The 17125-nt window shown below is 42.4% G+C and carries 17 protein-coding genes and 1 pseudogene; 14 read left to right on the forward strand and 4 right to left on the reverse strand.

Going from position 1 to position 17125, the window contains the following annotated elements:
- The first annotated feature begins 25 nt into the window (after positions 1 to 25).
- Entirely contained in the window at positions 26 to 2413 is a 2388-nt protein-coding gene (locus tag B4V02_RS07635) for a polyprenyl synthetase family protein (RefSeq protein ID WP_094154340.1), read from the forward strand.
- A gap of 292 nt (positions 2414 to 2705) precedes the next feature.
- Positions 2706 to 4451 carry a methyl-accepting chemotaxis protein gene (locus B4V02_RS07640; protein WP_094154341.1) on the forward strand — a complete coding sequence of 582 codons (1746 nt, stop codon included), beginning with the start codon at positions 2706 to 2708 and terminating at the stop codon, positions 4449 to 4451.
- Positions 4452 to 4561: 110 nt separating this feature from the next.
- Here B4V02_RS07640 and B4V02_RS07645 read toward each other — a convergent pair.
- Positions 4562 to 5061 (reverse strand): annotated as a pseudogene (locus B4V02_RS07645) (DUF1697 domain-containing protein).
- 368 nt (positions 5062 to 5429) lie between these two features.
- Between B4V02_RS07645 and B4V02_RS07650 the strand changes: the two are divergent.
- Together B4V02_RS07650 and B4V02_RS07655 are read left to right on the forward strand one after the other, a co-directional pair.
- Positions 5430 to 5975 (forward strand): GNAT family N-acetyltransferase, encoded by a 546-nt coding sequence (locus tag B4V02_RS07650; RefSeq protein ID WP_094154342.1) that lies wholly within the window; start codon positions 5430 to 5432, stop codon positions 5973 to 5975.
- A 61-nt stretch (positions 5976 to 6036) separates the two neighbouring features.
- Positions 6037 to 6576, forward strand: coding sequence for a CueP family metal-binding protein (locus B4V02_RS07655; RefSeq protein ID WP_007431392.1), 540 nt, complete (start codon positions 6037 to 6039; stop codon positions 6574 to 6576).
- 107 nt (positions 6577 to 6683) lie between these two features.
- Here the strand turns inward: B4V02_RS07655 and B4V02_RS07660 are convergent, their stop codons facing one another.
- Together B4V02_RS07660 and B4V02_RS07665 are read right to left on the reverse strand one after the other, a co-directional pair.
- Positions 6684 to 7328, reverse strand: coding sequence for a TetR/AcrR family transcriptional regulator (locus B4V02_RS07660; RefSeq protein ID WP_094154343.1), 645 nt, complete (start codon positions 7326 to 7328; stop codon positions 6684 to 6686).
- Positions 7325 to 8521, reverse strand: coding sequence for an MFS transporter (locus tag B4V02_RS07665; protein ID WP_094154344.1), 1197 nt, complete (start codon positions 8519 to 8521; stop codon positions 7325 to 7327). Before B4V02_RS07665 ends, B4V02_RS07660 begins: the two co-directional genes overlap by 4 nt.
- A 288-nt stretch (positions 8522 to 8809) precedes the next feature.
- On the opposite strand from B4V02_RS07665, the gene B4V02_RS07670 reads away from it, so the two are divergent.
- The 6 genes from B4V02_RS07670 (at position 8810) to B4V02_RS26965 (ending at position 13699) form a co-directional block, all read left to right on the forward strand.
- The gene (locus B4V02_RS07670; protein ID WP_094154345.1) at positions 8810 to 9808 is read left to right on the forward strand and encodes an ABC transporter substrate-binding protein; all 999 of its coding nucleotides are present in this window, start codon (positions 8810 to 8812) and stop codon (positions 9806 to 9808) included.
- A 385-nt stretch (positions 9809 to 10193) separates the two neighbouring features.
- The gene (locus B4V02_RS07675) at positions 10194 to 12266 is read left to right on the forward strand and encodes a methyl-accepting chemotaxis protein (protein WP_094154346.1); all 2073 of its coding nucleotides are present in this window, start codon (positions 10194 to 10196) and stop codon (positions 12264 to 12266) included.
- A gap of 210 nt (positions 12267 to 12476) precedes the next feature.
- Positions 12477 to 12599, forward strand: coding sequence for a hypothetical protein (locus B4V02_RS26950; protein WP_279628264.1), 123 nt, complete (start codon positions 12477 to 12479; stop codon positions 12597 to 12599).
- Positions 12600 to 12758: 159 nt separating this feature from the next.
- Complete coding sequence (locus B4V02_RS26955; RefSeq protein WP_279628265.1) at positions 12759 to 13367, forward strand: phage integrase N-terminal SAM-like domain-containing protein; 609 nt, start codon at positions 12759 to 12761, stop codon at positions 13365 to 13367.
- A complete protein-coding gene (locus B4V02_RS26960; RefSeq protein WP_279628266.1) occupies positions 13364 to 13537 on the forward strand; it encodes a hypothetical protein in 174 nt (57 codons plus the stop codon). The genes B4V02_RS26955 and B4V02_RS26960 overlap by 4 nt, the downstream gene beginning before the upstream one ends.
- 3 nt (positions 13538 to 13540) lie before the next feature.
- Positions 13541 to 13699, forward strand: a complete 159-nt coding sequence (locus B4V02_RS26965) for a tyrosine-type recombinase/integrase (RefSeq protein WP_279628267.1) — start codon at positions 13541 to 13543, stop codon at positions 13697 to 13699.
- 201 nt (positions 13700 to 13900) lie between these two features.
- On the opposite strand, the gene B4V02_RS07685 is transcribed toward B4V02_RS26965, so the two are convergent.
- On the reverse strand, positions 13901 to 14188 hold the full coding sequence (locus tag B4V02_RS07685; protein WP_094154347.1) for a DUF6809 family protein: 288 nt from the start codon (positions 14186 to 14188) through the stop codon (positions 13901 to 13903).
- Positions 14189 to 14341: 153 nt separating this feature from the next.
- Here B4V02_RS07685 and B4V02_RS07690 point away from each other — a divergent pair, with 153 nt between their 5' ends.
- From B4V02_RS07690 to B4V02_RS07705, 4 genes are all read left to right on the forward strand, one after another.
- Positions 14342 to 14566 carry a helix-turn-helix domain-containing protein gene (locus B4V02_RS07690; RefSeq protein ID WP_094154348.1) on the forward strand — a complete coding sequence of 75 codons (225 nt, stop codon included), beginning with the start codon at positions 14342 to 14344 and terminating at the stop codon, positions 14564 to 14566.
- Between the two features lie 174 nt (positions 14567 to 14740).
- A complete protein-coding gene (locus B4V02_RS07695; protein WP_094154349.1) occupies positions 14741 to 15346 on the forward strand; it encodes a hypothetical protein in 606 nt (201 codons plus the stop codon).
- A 201-nt stretch (positions 15347 to 15547) separates the two neighbouring features.
- Positions 15548 to 16408 (forward strand): hypothetical protein, encoded by an 861-nt coding sequence (locus B4V02_RS07700; RefSeq protein WP_094154350.1) that lies wholly within the window; start codon positions 15548 to 15550, stop codon positions 16406 to 16408.
- A complete protein-coding gene (locus B4V02_RS07705; protein WP_094154351.1) occupies positions 16408 to 16947 on the forward strand; it encodes a protein NO VEIN domain-containing protein in 540 nt (179 codons plus the stop codon). The genes B4V02_RS07700 and B4V02_RS07705 overlap by 1 nt, the downstream gene beginning before the upstream one ends.
- The last annotated feature ends 178 nt before the right edge of the window (positions 16948 to 17125 follow it).

A 17125-nucleotide genomic window follows, 5' to 3' on the forward strand; every position in this document is an offset into this window, starting at 1 on the left:
TTTAACAAAATGAGAAGTTGAGGTAATGCATTATATGAATGAAAAATTACAAGCCAATACAGGATATCGGCTGGCTGAGCGGAAGGCGATTCAGTATTTTGCATCACTCTATGATCAGGTCATGGATAAGACTTATGTGACTAAACTTACGGAAGATATCCAAATATGGAAAAGAAATCATATTCATCATTCTTCATGGTTATCCTTTTTTTCACGAGGAAAGAGAAAACCGGATTCGCGGGATTATTATAGATATATTCAATGGCTGAGTTATACAGGTAAATTGGATGATTATCTGGATCGAAGTGTTTCTTATATTTACATGAGAGATCTAGGCAAGGCCCTGGATTCTGCTGACACACAGACCCGGATTCAGCGCGTTATTGCTGACGTAAAAAGATACTTGCTTCAATCCACCAGTGCAAACAGGAGCGACCAACCGGAGTTTATGAATGTAGCCGGGGTGTATCGGTGGTCCCAAAAGGAAGGGATAGAAGCCACCGTAATTTGGGTAATCAACAAGCTTGGTTCTGTATCTTCTCATATTCCCGAGGGAATGGATGCAGAGCAAGCCCAGCGCAAGCTGATTAAGATCATTATTGGGGTTATTCTGCATGTGATGGAAGAAATGGACGATGCAGTGTCACCTGATGAACGTTCTCGCAGACTTGATGAAGCCATCAGGCTGGGTTACTCTTATGGGTTAACCTATCCTTTTATTGATGATCTTCTCGATTCTCGGCTTTTGACCGTTCAAGAGAAGGAACAATACTCTCATATGATACGTACCGCGCTTCTTACTGGATCTGTGCCTGAGCTGGGCGACTGGACCGGGAATCATATGCAGTTGATTCAATACATACATTCGGAGCTCTCGGATGCTTTTGAATATATAAAGGACCATCAGCGACCAGACACACAGCAGACATTTTTCGAACAGTCCTATGTTTTTTTTCATTCTCAAGATATCGACCGTGTCAAAGATCTAACGCGGGCTAATTACACCAATGAAGAGCTTTATATCCCCGTCATTTTAAAGTCAGCTTCTTCCCGGTTGATTGCCCGTTCCGTGATTGGTGCTCCTGAGGATGAGGGCTTTGAGCAACGAACCTTTTTTTATGGTATCTATAACCAACTTGCTGATGATTTTGCGGATATGGTTGACGATATGAGAGAGGGTGCAGTGACGCCCTATACCTATTATTTAAAATATCATCTTCAGAGATCGGATTTGATCAATCCGTTTGAATTATACTGGGGGGTCATTTCCTATTTGATCCATAACGTATATAACTCCGATGCCAGGGCTCGTGAGGTGATACTGGATCGTGCAATGAATGGACTCAAACGTTATAAAGAACGTGTAGGTGTTGAAAAGTATGATGAAATGATGGGGATTTTTGCATCCGGCCATCCGGAATTCAATCGTCTTATTCAGAAGATGGTGCAAAAAGCGGATGATGTGGATTTCTTTGATAAGCTGCTTCGGGATCAAATGATTACTCATCTAAAAAACGATTCGAAGGAAAAGGAAGACTTTTTCAATACGATCAAAATAGTCCGTGAGCAGATTAACCATCAATTGAAGATCACCAAACCTCATGGGATTCCGGCCATGAAAGAACAGCTAATTGATGCTGCAAATTACAGTCTCGAAGGGAACGGGAAGCGGATACGGCCTATATTGACCTGGGTCATGGGCGTGAACGAATATGGACTGGATGCATCGGCAATCGTACCTCTTCTGAGATCACTGGAGTATATGCATACCGCATCCCTGATCTTTGATGATCTGCCTTCCCAGGATAATGCGTCTACCCGTAGAGGGCGTCAGACGTTACATCAGGTGCACAACAGCGCTACCGCGGAATTAACCGGCCTGTACCTAATCCAGAAGGCGATTGGGGAACAATCGTCACTGGACCAGTTCAATGCTGAGACTGTACTTGCCTTGATACAATACTCGGCCCAAAAGGCAGAAGATATGTGTATGGGACAGGCGATGGATCTGGATTCCAAAGGAAAGGCATTGACATTGGAGCAGTTGAATATGGTGTGCTTTTATAAAACAGGAGTGGCGTTTGAGGCTTGTCTGGTTATGCCAGCCATGCTCGCACAGGCCAAGGAGTCGGAAATTGCTGCTTTGAAAAAATTCGCCTATCATATGGGGATTGCTTTTCAGGTTAAAGATGATTTGCTTGACGTGGAAGGAGATATGCTCTTACTCGGAAAACCTGTTGGTCAGGATTTTGATAACAACAATTCGAATTTCGTGTCTATCCTTGGTCACGAGGGTGCCTGTAAAGAGATGTGGGAACACTATTGCCTTGCCATGGAAGCACTTGAACAGTTACCCCGCAATATTGCTTTTCTAAAGCATCTAATGAATTATATAGTTAACCGGGACCGTTAAAAAGGTGTGTCCCCCATTGCTTAATCTAAGCGATGGGGGATTTTGCGTTAGGGTAAATATGCAATCGGCAAGGTGGTAAAACCGTCACTTGGGCACAATTGTATCCTTTTGTATATTTGATGTGAAAAAATATTTCTTTATTTTTGCAGTACTGTTATTTCTCTTATAAAAATGAAACGCTTTCTTCCGATATATATATCATCACGGTGTAAATCTCTTGAGTTTGATTAGAGGATATTGCTTATGAGACAGCGGCGTGATCGATTATACATAGACGACTGGAGGGGTTTTGATGAAAACAAAACTATCAGACGGCACTAAAAGCGCAAAAGGATTTAGAGGTTTAAAGGTCACGACAACGATGGTCACCATGATCATGATCAGCTTGGTGGGTTTGCTCATTGTATCATCGGTAGGGGTTTTCGGCATGTATCAAGCAAAAGAGGGTCAAGGTATTTTGTATATGGATCGCTTTCAACACCAGACGAATATTCTTGAAGTAAAAAGTGATTTTTATAACATGCGGGCCAATTATACCAAAGTACTCGATAATGAGGAGTACACAGATAAACAATATAACCAGGTACAGAAGGGAAAAGACAGTGTTACGTCAGGGCTGGATAAATTCTCGCAAAAGAATCTCGACTCAAGGGAACAGAAATTGTACGAGCAACTAAGAAGCAGCATAGACACATATTATCAGGATATTGAGCAGATCATGGCAGTCAAGAAAAATACCGGAACCTATGACAAGGAAGAGAGAGGTCGGATTAATACATCCAGTACGGCAATTGTTAAGATACTAACCGATATTTCTGATTACAACAATGAACAATCGGCCAACCTATATCAAAATACACAAAATGAGATTAAAATGCGTACGATTGTTTTGATCGTGATTCTGGCCCTGGTAATGGCTGTTCTTGGTATGATCTCCTTTTCGGCCATTCGGAATATCCGTTCTCGGATGAGCACCATTACGAAATACTGTGGAGAGATTACCCAAGGAAATTTAACGGCAGCACTTGATCCGGCCCTGCTCAAGGGAAATAACGAAATCGCTGTCATTGCACGTGCCATTCAGCAAATGACAGATTCGACCTCAATGGTTATTACGGGAGTTATCAATGAATCCCGCCAAATTAATCAGCTAAGTGACCAGACGAATCATAATATGACAGATCTCAATGGGCGGATTAGAGACGTATCGGCAACGGTCGAACAGCTGTCAGCAGCGATGGAGCAGACTTCGGCGTACACAGAAAACATGAATCATTCTGCGGATGAAATGCAGCGGGCGGCGGAGTACATTTCGGTCAAAACTCAAGAAAGAGCCCAGTCTGCCTATGATACAAGCCTAAAGGCCGAAGCGTTAAAGCATGAGGCTAGTGAGTCCAATAAAGCGTCCAAAGAGATTTACCGGAAGACCAGCGAAAAGATGGCAGTAGCGCTGGAGCAAGCCAAGGCGGTAGACCAAATTCGCATACTCTCCCAGTCTATTCTGGAAATTACGGCGCAAACCAATTTGCTGGCTCTAAATGCATCCATTGAAGCGGCTCGTGCCGGTGAGTCAGGCCGGGGTTTTGTGGTTGTAGCTAACGAGATTCGCAAGCTGGCAGATGGGTCCAAGCAGGCGGTAGATCAAATTCAGAGTGTTACTCAAGAGGTTGTACAATCTGTAGCCAATCTGACGACTAATGCCGAAGAATTGCTGCACTTCCTACAAGTCCAGGTAGGCAAGGATTATCAGCTGCTTGAGGATACGGCAGCACAATATTACAATGATGCAGTTGAGCATACGAATACAGTCAATGATTTAAACGCCACCTCCAAGCAGGTAAATGAAACCATTCAAACTATGGTGAGAGCTATCCATGAGATTGCAACAGCCAGCGAACAGTCTGCCGTCTCCACCCAGCACATTGCTGGGAATATGGTTTCATCGGCGGAAAAGTCTCTTGAAGTGGCGCAGCAGTCCGATCAGGTGAAGGAAAGTGCTGCTCGACTGAATGAACTGGTTGACGGTTTTACAATTTGACGAAGCCAGTACGGGCGAAAGGTATTTCATATGAAGGGTGTCTTTAACAGCACATTTAAAAGAACGCAATTAGGGGAGTCAGAAGCAGGCTCCCCTCTGGATTGTATCTACTACAGCAACTCTTCCTGTTCAGCCATTTGCATCAGCTTATAAATTTGCCGGGTCGTGTTCACATTCCGCACCGTCATATGCTGATATAGTCTGGAGCCGATCAGTTTCGTCATCCTGCTTTTTGTGACATGTTCCTTGCTGACAGAAAACAGAATGGCCCCGGACGTATATATTACATGGCCTATTCCCGGCTTCAAAGGAAGCTTGTCCAGAACGGAAATATCGTTAATTTCATCCCACAGAAAAAATACATCACTTTTCATCTGTGTATCATTAGACCATTCCTCTGGCAATGCACCATAATGGTCTGTATTTCCGCCATATTGCGGACGATAAGCCGGATGGGCAGGCTGAAATCTTCCAAAATGGCCTGCTCCAGTTGAAGCGCCAACTCCTCGTTGGATTGAACTTCACTGGAAAAAATGATGTTTCCGGAGTTAATGTACGTCGTTACATGGCTCATACCAGCCTGCTCAAAAGTTTCCTTGAGCTTCTTCATATTAATCTTGTTTTTGCCGCCCACTATGTTTGAATAATAGAATCTTTCAGCAAGAGTCCTAGGCACCACAGGTACTTATGGATTCATTTTACCACCTTGTTGATCCAGTCAGGTCCAGAATCAAAGGCTGCCATGGTCCTAATGTGTGATCAGGATCAGAGCCAAAGTCTCAGTAACAGCGAATGCCGATTATGATAGACTTATGATAAATTTGTGTTTGTACTGTCCCATGAACAGTCGGGCACTGGTCATATTGGTTTATCTGGATAGGGAGGTGTTGTGTCCGTGAACAATTCGATTAGGTTATTGCTGGGCAGTAACAGCCTTTCTATTCCTATCTATCGAATCTGTGGAGGAGTTTTGACATCATGAAAAAACAGTTCAGCATTCAACTCGCTGTTCCTTTGGATCTGGAGGCGGCGGATCATGTTTTTGAAAGTTCCATATCTGCGGCATTTGAACAGGAGGGTCTGGAAGCTTTAATCGACGACATACAGCAGGAGATAGAACATAAAAAACAGTTGCTGCGTGCATCTTTGTCAGATTTGAATCCAGACTTGTTTTTCCTGACGGCCAAACATAACCATAACGTTGTTGGAACGATCTCTTATGGCCCTTGTGGAGAAGAAATCAGGAAATGTACCAACGACGAACTCCGGCATATGGGGACTTTGGGGAGTTTGTATGTGCTGCCCAGTTATCAGGGACAGGGAGTAGGCTCGGCGTTAATTCGAGCTTTGATGATCAGGCTAAAAGAAATGGAAGTTGCACAATTTTGCCTGGATAGCGGCTTCAAAATAGCCCAGACCAAATGGCTGCGAAAATTCGGCACCCCCTACACCGTTGCAAAGGATTATTGGGGCGAGGATGGGGATCACATGGTGTGGCTATGTGAAGTGCAGGATTTTTTATGAGAAACAGAGTGGATCAATCTCCTTTATAATAGTAAAAAAGGGACAAGGAGGTGAACTCAAAATGAAAAAATTAACCTTGATAGCAACCGGGTTAGTTGCGGTCGCCATAGGGACATACCTGATTGCAGGGAATGCCCAGAGAGAAGAAGCCGACAACCAGGGAGCGTCAAATATCAAGCAATTGGTGCATGATTTCAGTACAAGAAAGGCAACGGCCGAGTCTGCTTCTATCACTTCCAGTCAGTTAAGCGTATCGGAGGATGGTAAAACCACAAAGACCTACGCTCTGCCTGACAACGAATTTTTTCTTTCGATAGCGCCATATATGGAACAGACCCACCCTTGTGCAACCCATAGCCTGACCGGTTGTCAAGGCGAAATGAAGGATGAAGAGTTCAGTGTAACGATTCATGATTCCGCTGGGAATTCAGTCATGAATAAAACTTTAGTAAAATCCCAGTCCAATGGATTTATTGATCTATGGCTCCCACGTGACAAAACCTATAGTGTTACGGTGGAGCATGAAGGGAAGACTGCAAAATCCCAAATCTCCACGTTTGAGAACGACGATACCTGTATTACCACGATGCAATTGGGTTAACGCAGTGAATCAAGTTCCATTATCCCACTGGACGGCTTTGAAGGAGAAGTTATGCACAGTGGACTAAACGAGTCGACCAAGAATTAAGTTCTTGGAACGACTCGTTTTTAAGCTGGGTTAGATATTGAATCCAGCATCATATCAGCTACAGTACTTGCAATCTCATCCAATTCAACGGTTCGAGCATCAGGAATCGACGGGGGAGTAGAACTTAATCTTTGCAGCAATCCCATCATCGTCTGGAAAATAGATACAGACATTTTGAAAGCATCAACATCAGGCTTCAAAGAACCGTCCTGTATGCCTTTAGAAATTATCTCTTCTAAAAAATGATTATGAAAACCTTCTTTGATAAAACGCTCAAAGCGGGCTGCCAACTCTTCTTCTTGACATTTATACTTGTAGTAAAGATCAAAAAACATGATAAATCGTAGTTCCTTCCCATGCTCTTTGGCAAAATCAATCCAGCTGTACAGCAAGCTTCGCAGACTTTCTTTCCCGCTTATATTGTCTTCATTGCCCGCCTTTATAAACTCGGTCATATTTTTGAGTATATTCATAGCTACTTCAAAAACAAGTTCGTCCAAACTTTTAAAATATTTATAAAAGGTAACTCTGCTGATTCCAACAACTTCACATATTTGTTGAATATTTATACCCGAAAAGTGATGGTCCAAAAATAATTGGGTTCCAGCTTTGAGAATTTCCTCCTGATGCTTGCGTTTCAGATTTGTATGCCATGTGCTGGTCATTGTTCAACACTTACCTTTTTTTGTATTTTAGGTCGTCTAATCAAGCCAATCGTTGCCATCAGAATAAATGCACCCAGAATATAAGGCAAATTGATGTGAATGTCAAAAAGTGTTCCGGCTATAACAGGGCCCAATATGTTACCCAAACTATTATATGTAGTATTAAGTCCGGCAACAAAACCTTGCTGATCACCAGCTTGCTTGGAAAGGAGCGTATTTACTGTAGGACGTAACAATGAATTGAATAAAAAGAAAAGAGCAGATACCGCAATCAGATAGGAAAAATTAACTTTGATAAGCATGAGCAACAGAGCAATGCTTGTCACAATAAGCGAGTATCGGATGAGATTGTATTCTCCAATCCTTCGGATGAGTTTATCCATAAACCATACTTGTACGATAATACCTATCGCTGCACCCAGTGTAATCAGGACGGAAATCTCCATAGAACTAAATCCATATTTCTGCTCAATGTACAATGAAAATACGGTTTCATAATTTACCAAGCCGAAGGTCATAACCAAAACTAACACCAACAAAGGAAAATAAGGCAACGTAAACGATTGTACAAGTTGTTTCCAAATCGAGGGGGTAGCTGCTTCTTTATGAACCTGCGTTCTTTTTTCGACAGGCAATGTTTCAGGGAGAACGAAAGTCAATACGGTAGCTACCAGCCCCAAGCCAGCCGCTATAAAATAAGGAAATCGTACGTCAAAGCCAGCCAAAAGACCTCCGATCCCCGGGCCCAGTACCATCCCCAAGCTCATTGCTGCACTCAGATACCCCATCCCTTTTGCACGCTGATCATGTGTTGTGATGTCCGCGACATAGGCAAGTACGGAAGGAACCATGATGCCTAAGCCGATTCCTCCGATAAAGCGGGCAAGATACAATACAGGCAGGTGATACGCTATCGCAAATATATAATCCGAAATAACAGTGAGAGCCAGGCCGATTAAAATCATTTTCTTGCGTCCATATTGGTCAGACCAGCGTCCGCCAATCGGTGAAAACAAGAACTGAGCTGCACCAAAAGCAGCAACCAGGTATCCAGCAGCCGTGCCTGCAGCATGAAACTGTTTTAAATAATCCGGCAAAATAGGAATAACCATGCCTTGACCCAGCAAAGCAATAAATAGATTAAGCATTAAAATAAATAGGGGTAGTTTTTTCTGTAATGGGGGATTGGGCATTAGGAAGCACTCCTTCAAGATAGTTGTAAAATAAATAAGAGAATATCATTTACATCTCGTTAATAGTTTACAATATGTAAATAGTATAATCTACACACTTGCTTTAAGAAATTGCATCAGGCAAACGCACGAAAAAGAAAAACAGATGCTATTGTGCCATGTTTACGTTCCCGTTGAGCGCTCTGCACTACCTTTTATCATTGACAAAATTACATTTCTCCGTCATAATCCAAAAATGATAATGATTATCATTATCTTAAAATGTACATATACGGGGAGATACATTCTATGAAAAAAGGTTTAAGCGGGGTTTTATTGCTACTGGTTTTTGCGCTTGCCCTGGCAGGCTGTGGAGCGGCAGGTAAACCATCGGATACAAGTCAGGCGTCAACTTCCGGCAGCACACCAGCCGAAGCAGCGGGACCTGTGAAAGTAAAGCATAATCGTGGTGAGATCACACTCGACAGCCCGGCAAAGCGTGTTGTCGTGCTGGAATGGACATTTACGGAGGATATGGTTGCGCTAGGCGTTCAGCCCATTGGTAATGCGGATAATGCCGGATACAAGCAGTATGTGTCTTCGGAGGCGGCTCTGGACAGCAGCGTGACTGATGTCGGAACGCGCGACGAGCCCAATCTGGAAGCGATTGCTGCATTGAAGCCGGATCTGATTATTTCCAATGTTGATGGAAATGCAGCTATCTATGACCAACTTAGAGCCATTGCACCGACAGTTGAATATAGTCTGAATAGCGGTAAAGGCTATGATTATGACAAAATGGTAGAGATATTCAACAACATCGCGGTCGCTCTTGGAAAAGAAGACAAAGCGAAGCAGGTGCTGAAGGAGTTGGATCAGCATTATGCGGAAGCCAAAGAAAAGCTCGCCACTGCCGGTAAAGCGGAGTTCCATTATAGTTTGACACAGGCGTTCACTTATCAAAATGCAGCCAGCCTGCGCATGTTTTCGGATAACTCGGTCGTCGTAGGCACACTGGCGAAGATCGGGTTGGTTAACGATTGGAAACCAGCCAAGCTTGAGCAGTACGGTTTTTCAACTGTGGGCATTGAAGCACTGCCTGCTGTACAGGACAGCAACTTCCTCTATATTGTGCAGCCGGACGATGATGTTCTCGGTGCAGCGCTGAAAAATAATTCGGTCTGGAACGGCCTGAATTTTGTCAAAGAAAAACGTACCTATGCATTGGATAGCAAGACATGGACGTTTGGTGGTCCTGTCTCGTCAAAAGCGTTGGTTGACACCGTTGTTGCGGCGATTACGAAATGAGCCGGGGCTGAGTATTCCATCCGGTATATAACCGGCGCATGGCAAGCATGAATGGGGCGGTCTAACCGCTCTCATCCATGCTTTTTTTATAGGCTTATAGAATGGCTGCTATCTCGTTGCCTCTCTATCCGTTAGTTCCCCAGTTTATTCATTCTCCAGTTTATTCTTCACCCGTAGCTACAGGCTTCTCCTCATAGCTAATCCAGTTGCTCGTCGACGGAAATCGAGCCTGGGGACATACGCTGCATCTCCTGTATACTTATGGGCATCCAGGTCCCGTGAAATACCTTAATTTGTATATACTAAAAACCTATTAAAATAGCTGTATACTTCCGACATATTATCTAAGAGCTTTTCGCTCAATATTCCTCGGGGAGATGGCAGCATGTCACAAAATATGAAAAAGCGCGTATACAGATCATCCAGCATCGCGAACACATTGGCCTTGGTGCTGTTAGTCATTATCGTTGTCGTCTTTGCAACCTTGGGGACGTTTATGTTTGCAAGCACGCAAAGCATGCTTGTCAAGCAGCAAGAGGACATGCTTCAGACCAAGACGCAGGCTATCGTCAGTCAATTTGATGCGTTATTCAAGGAAAAGGGATCGCTTGTCAAACAAATGTCAACGAATAACTTATTTAGGCAATATCTAGAAACCACCCCATCAGCAGAGATGGCGAAAACATCTCCATATGCTGCGGAAACCAAAGCGACTCTGGCAGCCATTGTAAAAGCAGAGCCCTCTTTTGCCGACGCCTGGATTGCAGGAATATCTGGCAAAGGCTTCTTTCTTCAAAATGATGGTGCTGCTTCGGGCCCGGATTTCGATATCCAAACACGCCCGTATTTCAAGCCGGCTGTAGAAGCAGACGGTTTATACTACTCAGATCCCTATATTGACGTCAATTCGGGTAGTGTGCTTATGGGCATTTTCTATCCGATCAAAGATAGCAGTAACCAATTAATCGGATTTGCTGCTATTGATATTGCTTTCAAAGACATCCCTACCGTTATGCAAAGCTATTCGCTCGGAAGCACAGGTTATTCGATTCTTGCATCCAAAACGGGCGATATTTTATATCATCCCGATCAAAATAAAGTGTTGAAAGAAAAGATTAACGAAAGCACAGGCGAGCTTGGGGAGATCGGAAAGAAAATGATTGCCGGCGAGTCCGGAGTACAGCTGATTAATGATAATGGAGAACGTCGTTATATCGGATATGCAACCAGTAAGGATACCGGGTGGTCCGTAGGCTTAACCATTTCTGAACAAGAGGCGCTTGCAGAATTAAAAGCCTTTACCTGGATTACCATTGGCGGTTTTGCTGCAGCTACAATCCTGCTGGTTGTGATTTGTTATATAACGCTCCGTTATCTGTTGAGATCAATACCGAAGCTGCTTGCAAAAATCAAGCTGATTGAAAATGGAGATTTGACCGTTCAATTTGATACACATTCCAACAACGAAATCGGTCAAATTTCTCAAGGAGTTCACAATATGGTTCAAAGAATTCAAGGAATGCTCCAAATGGTGGGTAGCTCAGCTCAAGTGTTGAATCAGTCTTCACACGATCTGCAATCCATTTCTTCCAGAACCGCGATAACGATGAACGATACCGCGACAGCAATCAATGAAATTGCCAATGCGACGAACTATCAATCCACCGAAACGGATAATATTTTACAAAAAACCGGAGCATTATCCGGCCAGATTGACGAAATTGCCAATGATACGAAAGCCATCGAAACGATGGTGCAAACCTCTGCCGAGCAAAGCGGATTGGGGCTGGCTGTAGTAGATCAGCTATCCAAATGGGCGGAAGAAAATCACAATTCCACACAAGCGATGTCGGCTATTATTCAGGAGATTGACCTGAGCCGTCATGAGATCTCAAGCTTCGTGGACACGGTCAATCAAATTGCAACGCAGACCAACCTGCTGGCGCTTAATGCTTCCATCGAAGCTGCACGTGCGGGAGAACAGGGCAAAGGGTTTGCCGTTGTTGCCGGAGAGGTGCGCAAGCTGGCTGAGCAGACTGCACTGGCGACACAGGAAATCTACAAGAAGGTACGTGTGATTGAAGAAAGAACCAGTGTATCGGTTGAGCATACGGCTCACGGTCTGAAAATTGCAGAAGAAAATGCCAGATCGGTCGAGAACACCAAGCAAGTATTCTTTAGTATTAACAAGGATTTGGAAGATTTGAAATTGCGAATGATCCAGATCAGCACGAACACCTCCAAAGTCCACAAGCACAAAGATGAGATTTTGCAGGCGCTGGAGATCATCTCTTCCACCACGGAGGAGAATTCCGCTTCAACCGAAGAGGTTAGCGCCAGCACGCAGGAACAATTGGAGAGCTTCGAACAGGTTGCTGAACTATCCAAACAATTAAGTCAATTATCCAATAAGCTTCAAAACGAATTAAGCCAGTTTAAAGTCGAGGAACATGAATAGGTAAGATTTTGACTTATATACAGCAAAGTCCGCGTTCAGCGCGGGCTTTTTGTCTTTTCGCTTCCTATTTCAACAGCAATTTAAAACGACGCCGGAGGCGGCTGACGCTGCGAAGAGAGGCAACGCACGGAAGAGCAGGATCGGAACGTCGGATAAAGGCAGCGCATACGGATCGGCAGGAACGAGGGAACGGGCCTTGCGGCTCTTCTTTTGTTTCTGCGTGGAGGAGAGGGAGTTCCAAAAGGATACCTACTGAACCTGAAGCCGGGGTATCTGTTGGAGAAGGTGGCGACGGTGCTATGGGATGATGTGACGGAGGAACTGGACAAGTAAAGGTAAGGCATTTTATGATCATGAAAATTGGACTTAACGGATCAACAATTTGCTCCGAAAGAATTGGGTCTTAAGATGAATCTCCATCTTAAGACCCTTTTTTGTACAAAATTGGATTTCCAATTTTTTGAACGGCTGATATACTAAGGAGGCAACGAGATGAAGATTAACCTACTTTATCGGGATGAAAAAACGATCGGCGTACGTTTGGAGCGATATGGAGTCGAGGAGCGAGAAGGGATTCGGTCCATACCGGGCAGGAAATGGGTTCCGGACGGAAAAATTTGGACGATTCCGTACAGCATCGTCGCTGTAGAAAGCCTGTTGGAAGCGTATCGGAGCTGCAAGTTCGAGTGCGACGAGCGCTTGAATAAAGAGCTGCCGTACATCCGGGAATGGCTGGATCAGCGGGGCGCGCAGGCCAATGCAGTTCCCTCCTCTTCGGAACGAGGTGAATGGAATCCGGATCGGCGGAAAGAATTGCGCGATGCATTGGTGGCAAGGGGGTACAGCAGCAAGACGATTAAAGCATACATATCGCAAACGGAACGCTTTTTTGCCGGATTGCAAGGGACCGAAGCAAGTATAAATGATGCGACGGTGCAAAAATATGCGCTGGCTCTGCTCGAAAAAGGCCTTTCGCACGCTTATGTTAACCAAGCGATCAGCGCGCTAAAATTTTACTTTCGCCATGTGCTAAAGCAGCTAAAATCCGCCGCTATGTTCGTTCGAAAAAGGAGAGTAAACTGCCGGATGTGCAGTCCTTGAATGAGGTCATGCGTCTGTTGAAAGCAGTGGAAAATCCGAAGCATCGGCAAACGCTGCTCTCCGAAGCGGCTTTTGCGGTGGTCGAGCAGTACATAGGGGCGGAGCAGCCGGAAGACTGGCTGTTTCCAGGACAGAGAGAAGGCCGCCACCTGACGGAACGTTCAGCGTAGAAAGTGTTTGAAAAAGCGCTGGCTGAAGCGAGCATTCGCAAACAGGTGAGTATCCATTCGCTAAGGCATTCCTTTGCGACCCACTTGCTGGAGAATGGGATCGATCTTCGCTATATTCAGGAGCTGCTGGGGCATCAGAGTGTGCGAACAACGGAGCGGTAGCGGGACATTGGGCGGATTCAAAGTCCGTTGGATCGGATGGGCGGGCTGGAGGATTGAAACGCAGAAAGTGTGGGAATAAGGGGAAAAGTGCAGGATTCACGAAGTTTGTGAATATGACAAAGAGAGCATCTTTCGGAAGTTCATAAATAAGACATTATACAACAGAATCAAAAATAATAGAAAAGAGGATCATATGATCCTCTAGATGTTAGAATTTTTCAATTCACTAAAGAGTTGTAAAGCGTCTTTGAAGCCTTGTATGTAGATACTTCTTTCTAGGATGGATTGGAGAGAAATTTGGGCGTCTTCATAAAGAAAAACTGTATGTTGAAGTTGATCGGGTAGTGCTTCACGAAGCGTTCTAAAGTATTGATCTGTTTCCGAAGAAAGTTGATTGTACTCTGTATGATACTCCGAAAGCTCAGTGTAGAGTAATTCTAAACGTATTCTTATAAGTGGCTCTACTAATGATTCTAATGCATTGTCCATATGTTATTCCTTCTTTGGTTAACTCTATAGAGTTATTATATAACCCTACGAAGTTAATTGCAAGGTGGATATTTGACTTTATAGAGTTAAAACTTCGCTTTTCGTTGATGATTGCTGGTATGAGAGATAAGATAGAATTATGGAGGGAAAAAGATGACCGTAATTAAGTGCAATATAAGAGAACTCATGGCAGAACATCGAATAGATGATATAACAGAATTGATGGCGAAATCCGGGTTAAGTCGGAATTCAATCAATAAACTGTACAGGGAAACGAATATAGAAACAACAAAGCTTGAAACCTTATTCAAGCTATGTGATACATTTAACTGCAAATTATCTGATTTGATTGAATATATACCAGAAGAAAATAAATAGTGAGCGCCGTTTCGAGAAGCAATTCAGTCGTTTAACATCATATTCATTGGAGTCTTGGTCTGCGGGAAAGATTTCAGAAAGGTATTCGGCAGACAACCCCTGGTGAAGTTCGTTATTAAGAAATTATTATTAGGAAATTTATGTGAATAAATATAATAACTATGGAGGCTTAACGTGAGTGACTCTCTAACACCAAAATATGATTTGGGATTGTTTTACTTGTCTGGACACTTAGAAGAAAGCGACTTTTCATTAATAAAATCTGATTTGAATGAGAATGGAATTGGACTTAAAGCAATAGATAAAAGTGGGAGAGTTACTGCTTCGATTGAAGACTTTACTAATGTTTTTTCATTCTTAGTTAATTCACCATTGGCCATGGGATTGGTTTCAGGAATTCTTGCAAGTGCTGGATGGGAAAGTATAAAAACTGTGATATTGCGTACTTTTAAAAAAATTAGGAGTGAAAAGTATAGCAAGATAACAAGAAATGGTGTTGAGTCGAAGCAAATAACTTTTGGAATTGAAATTAAAATTAATAATGATCATTACAACTTCAACTTTAATGGAATTTCATCGGATGAAGCAATTCACGAAGCTTTAGATAAAATTATTCCTTTGCTAAAGGATAAGCAATTACAATCAAATGAATCAAACATAGTATTAGCATCTGGATTACCTAACTATATAGCTACTTATGATGAAGCATTAAAAATATGGATAGTTAGAGGGACTAATGAAATCATTTTAGGAAAAATACAAAACTCAAAACAAATTTGAAGATGACATGAGCATTTCATTACAACGTATCTACACTGCGTACTACGCCCTTGGTTTGCAAGATGAGGTAGGTAGTGAAGCGGAATCAGCTTACTACCCTATGAAGCTAAGTCCGTCGGCCCTGGTCCACCTTAAGCTTCTCAGATTCGTAGATACAAGAACGTTTTAGAAAAATCAGTCTAATGCTAAGGAGAAACATTTATGAAGAAAAGTCCAATGGCCATTATCTCAAGTCTACATAATGATTCCAAGCAAATAATTAGTAATTATTTGAAACTTTATTCTGAAAGCTCTTATAAACAATACCTTTCTTCAATAGCTGATATATTTTCTTCCACTCAGAAGGAAAATGTACGGGATCTTACATTTAATGACTATTTACCGATTTATCAAAAATATATTAACGACGAACAGAAAACAGCCCAAGATTCATACAAAGAATCCTTCTTTAAATATTTATATGCAAATGATCTGATAGTGCCTGATGGATTTAATGGAATTTGGTTGAAAGATGACTTGATAAGGCATTTTCTAAAGAAGATGAGTGATTCGGAAGGTTCTTCTAAAAATGAAAAATTATCTCATAATAATAGCCTGTCTTTAAGTGAAGTTCTAACAATTGATAAATTATTAGATCAAGAGTTCACTAAATTCGATACTCTTCGAATGGCATTTGTATGGTATTTGCTATTTGAAACAGATTGTTCTGTTAGAGAAATACTAATGCTCACTAGTGAGCACTACAGAGATGGGGAAATAGTCACTTATAAAAATAAGAGGTATATAGTTCCAGATAGATGCAAAAATGTATTTGAATATCTTTCTGAAAAGCAATATAACGGTTTTAAAAACCTAAACAGTATAGTTTCGAAGCTTGGTACACTTGCCGGAATATCGGATCTAAAGCCAATGAGGATAAAAAATGCTAGGAAAGTGAATATGATAAAGTGTGGTGGCTGTAATCGGAATATTACAAATATATCCACTAATTGGAGTTCAGTTAATAATCGTATTGTTTGTGTTCAATGTGCTGACTCACTAAAAAAAACTATAATAATATAGTGGAAGAAGCCATAGAAAAGAATGAAATTGAATTGGTTAGTGAAAAAAGTCTTCGTGCCTCATCAGTGATGTTCACTTTTGATGAATTAAGAAGTAAAGTAACTTGTGTTATAGATTATTTAAAACTACATGAATTCCAAATGCAGATAGGAAAACTTGGAGAAGCATACGTATTTGAACAAGAGCTCGAGAAACTTGAAGGAACACCTTATTTCACTTTAGTCGATGATAGTAAAGCTGCTGACCCGAAAAATGGGTATGATATTCTTTCATATGATGTTGACGGGAACGTAATCTTCATAGAAGTTAAGACAACAATAAAAGAGGGTAGTGATTTTTATATATCACAACACGAAGTAAATACGGCTAGAGAATGTCAAGCTATGGGAGGTAAATATTTACTTTATAGAGTGGGCAATATATTAGGGGAGAAGCAGCATATAACTTTAGAAACTATAGATAACATTCTAGATACTGCTCTCTATGAGTTGGAGCCCTATAACTATAAAGTAAGAAAGAGAAATAATATTGAGTGCTAGTTCGAAGACGCGATTCCGTCGTATAAGATAATATTCAAGCTTCGGCTCCGTTGAAGCCTTGGTCTGCGAGAAGGATTTCAGGGAAGCATTTCAGCAGACAACCCCTGTCGGGGTTCATGAATACAGAAACGTTAGGTGAAATCGTCGAAAGATTAAAGACATAAAAACTTTAGGGGGA

The sequence above is a fragment of the Paenibacillus kribbensis genome (assembly GCF_002240415.1).
GTDB lineage: Bacteria > Bacillota > Bacilli > Paenibacillales > Paenibacillaceae > Paenibacillus > Paenibacillus kribbensis.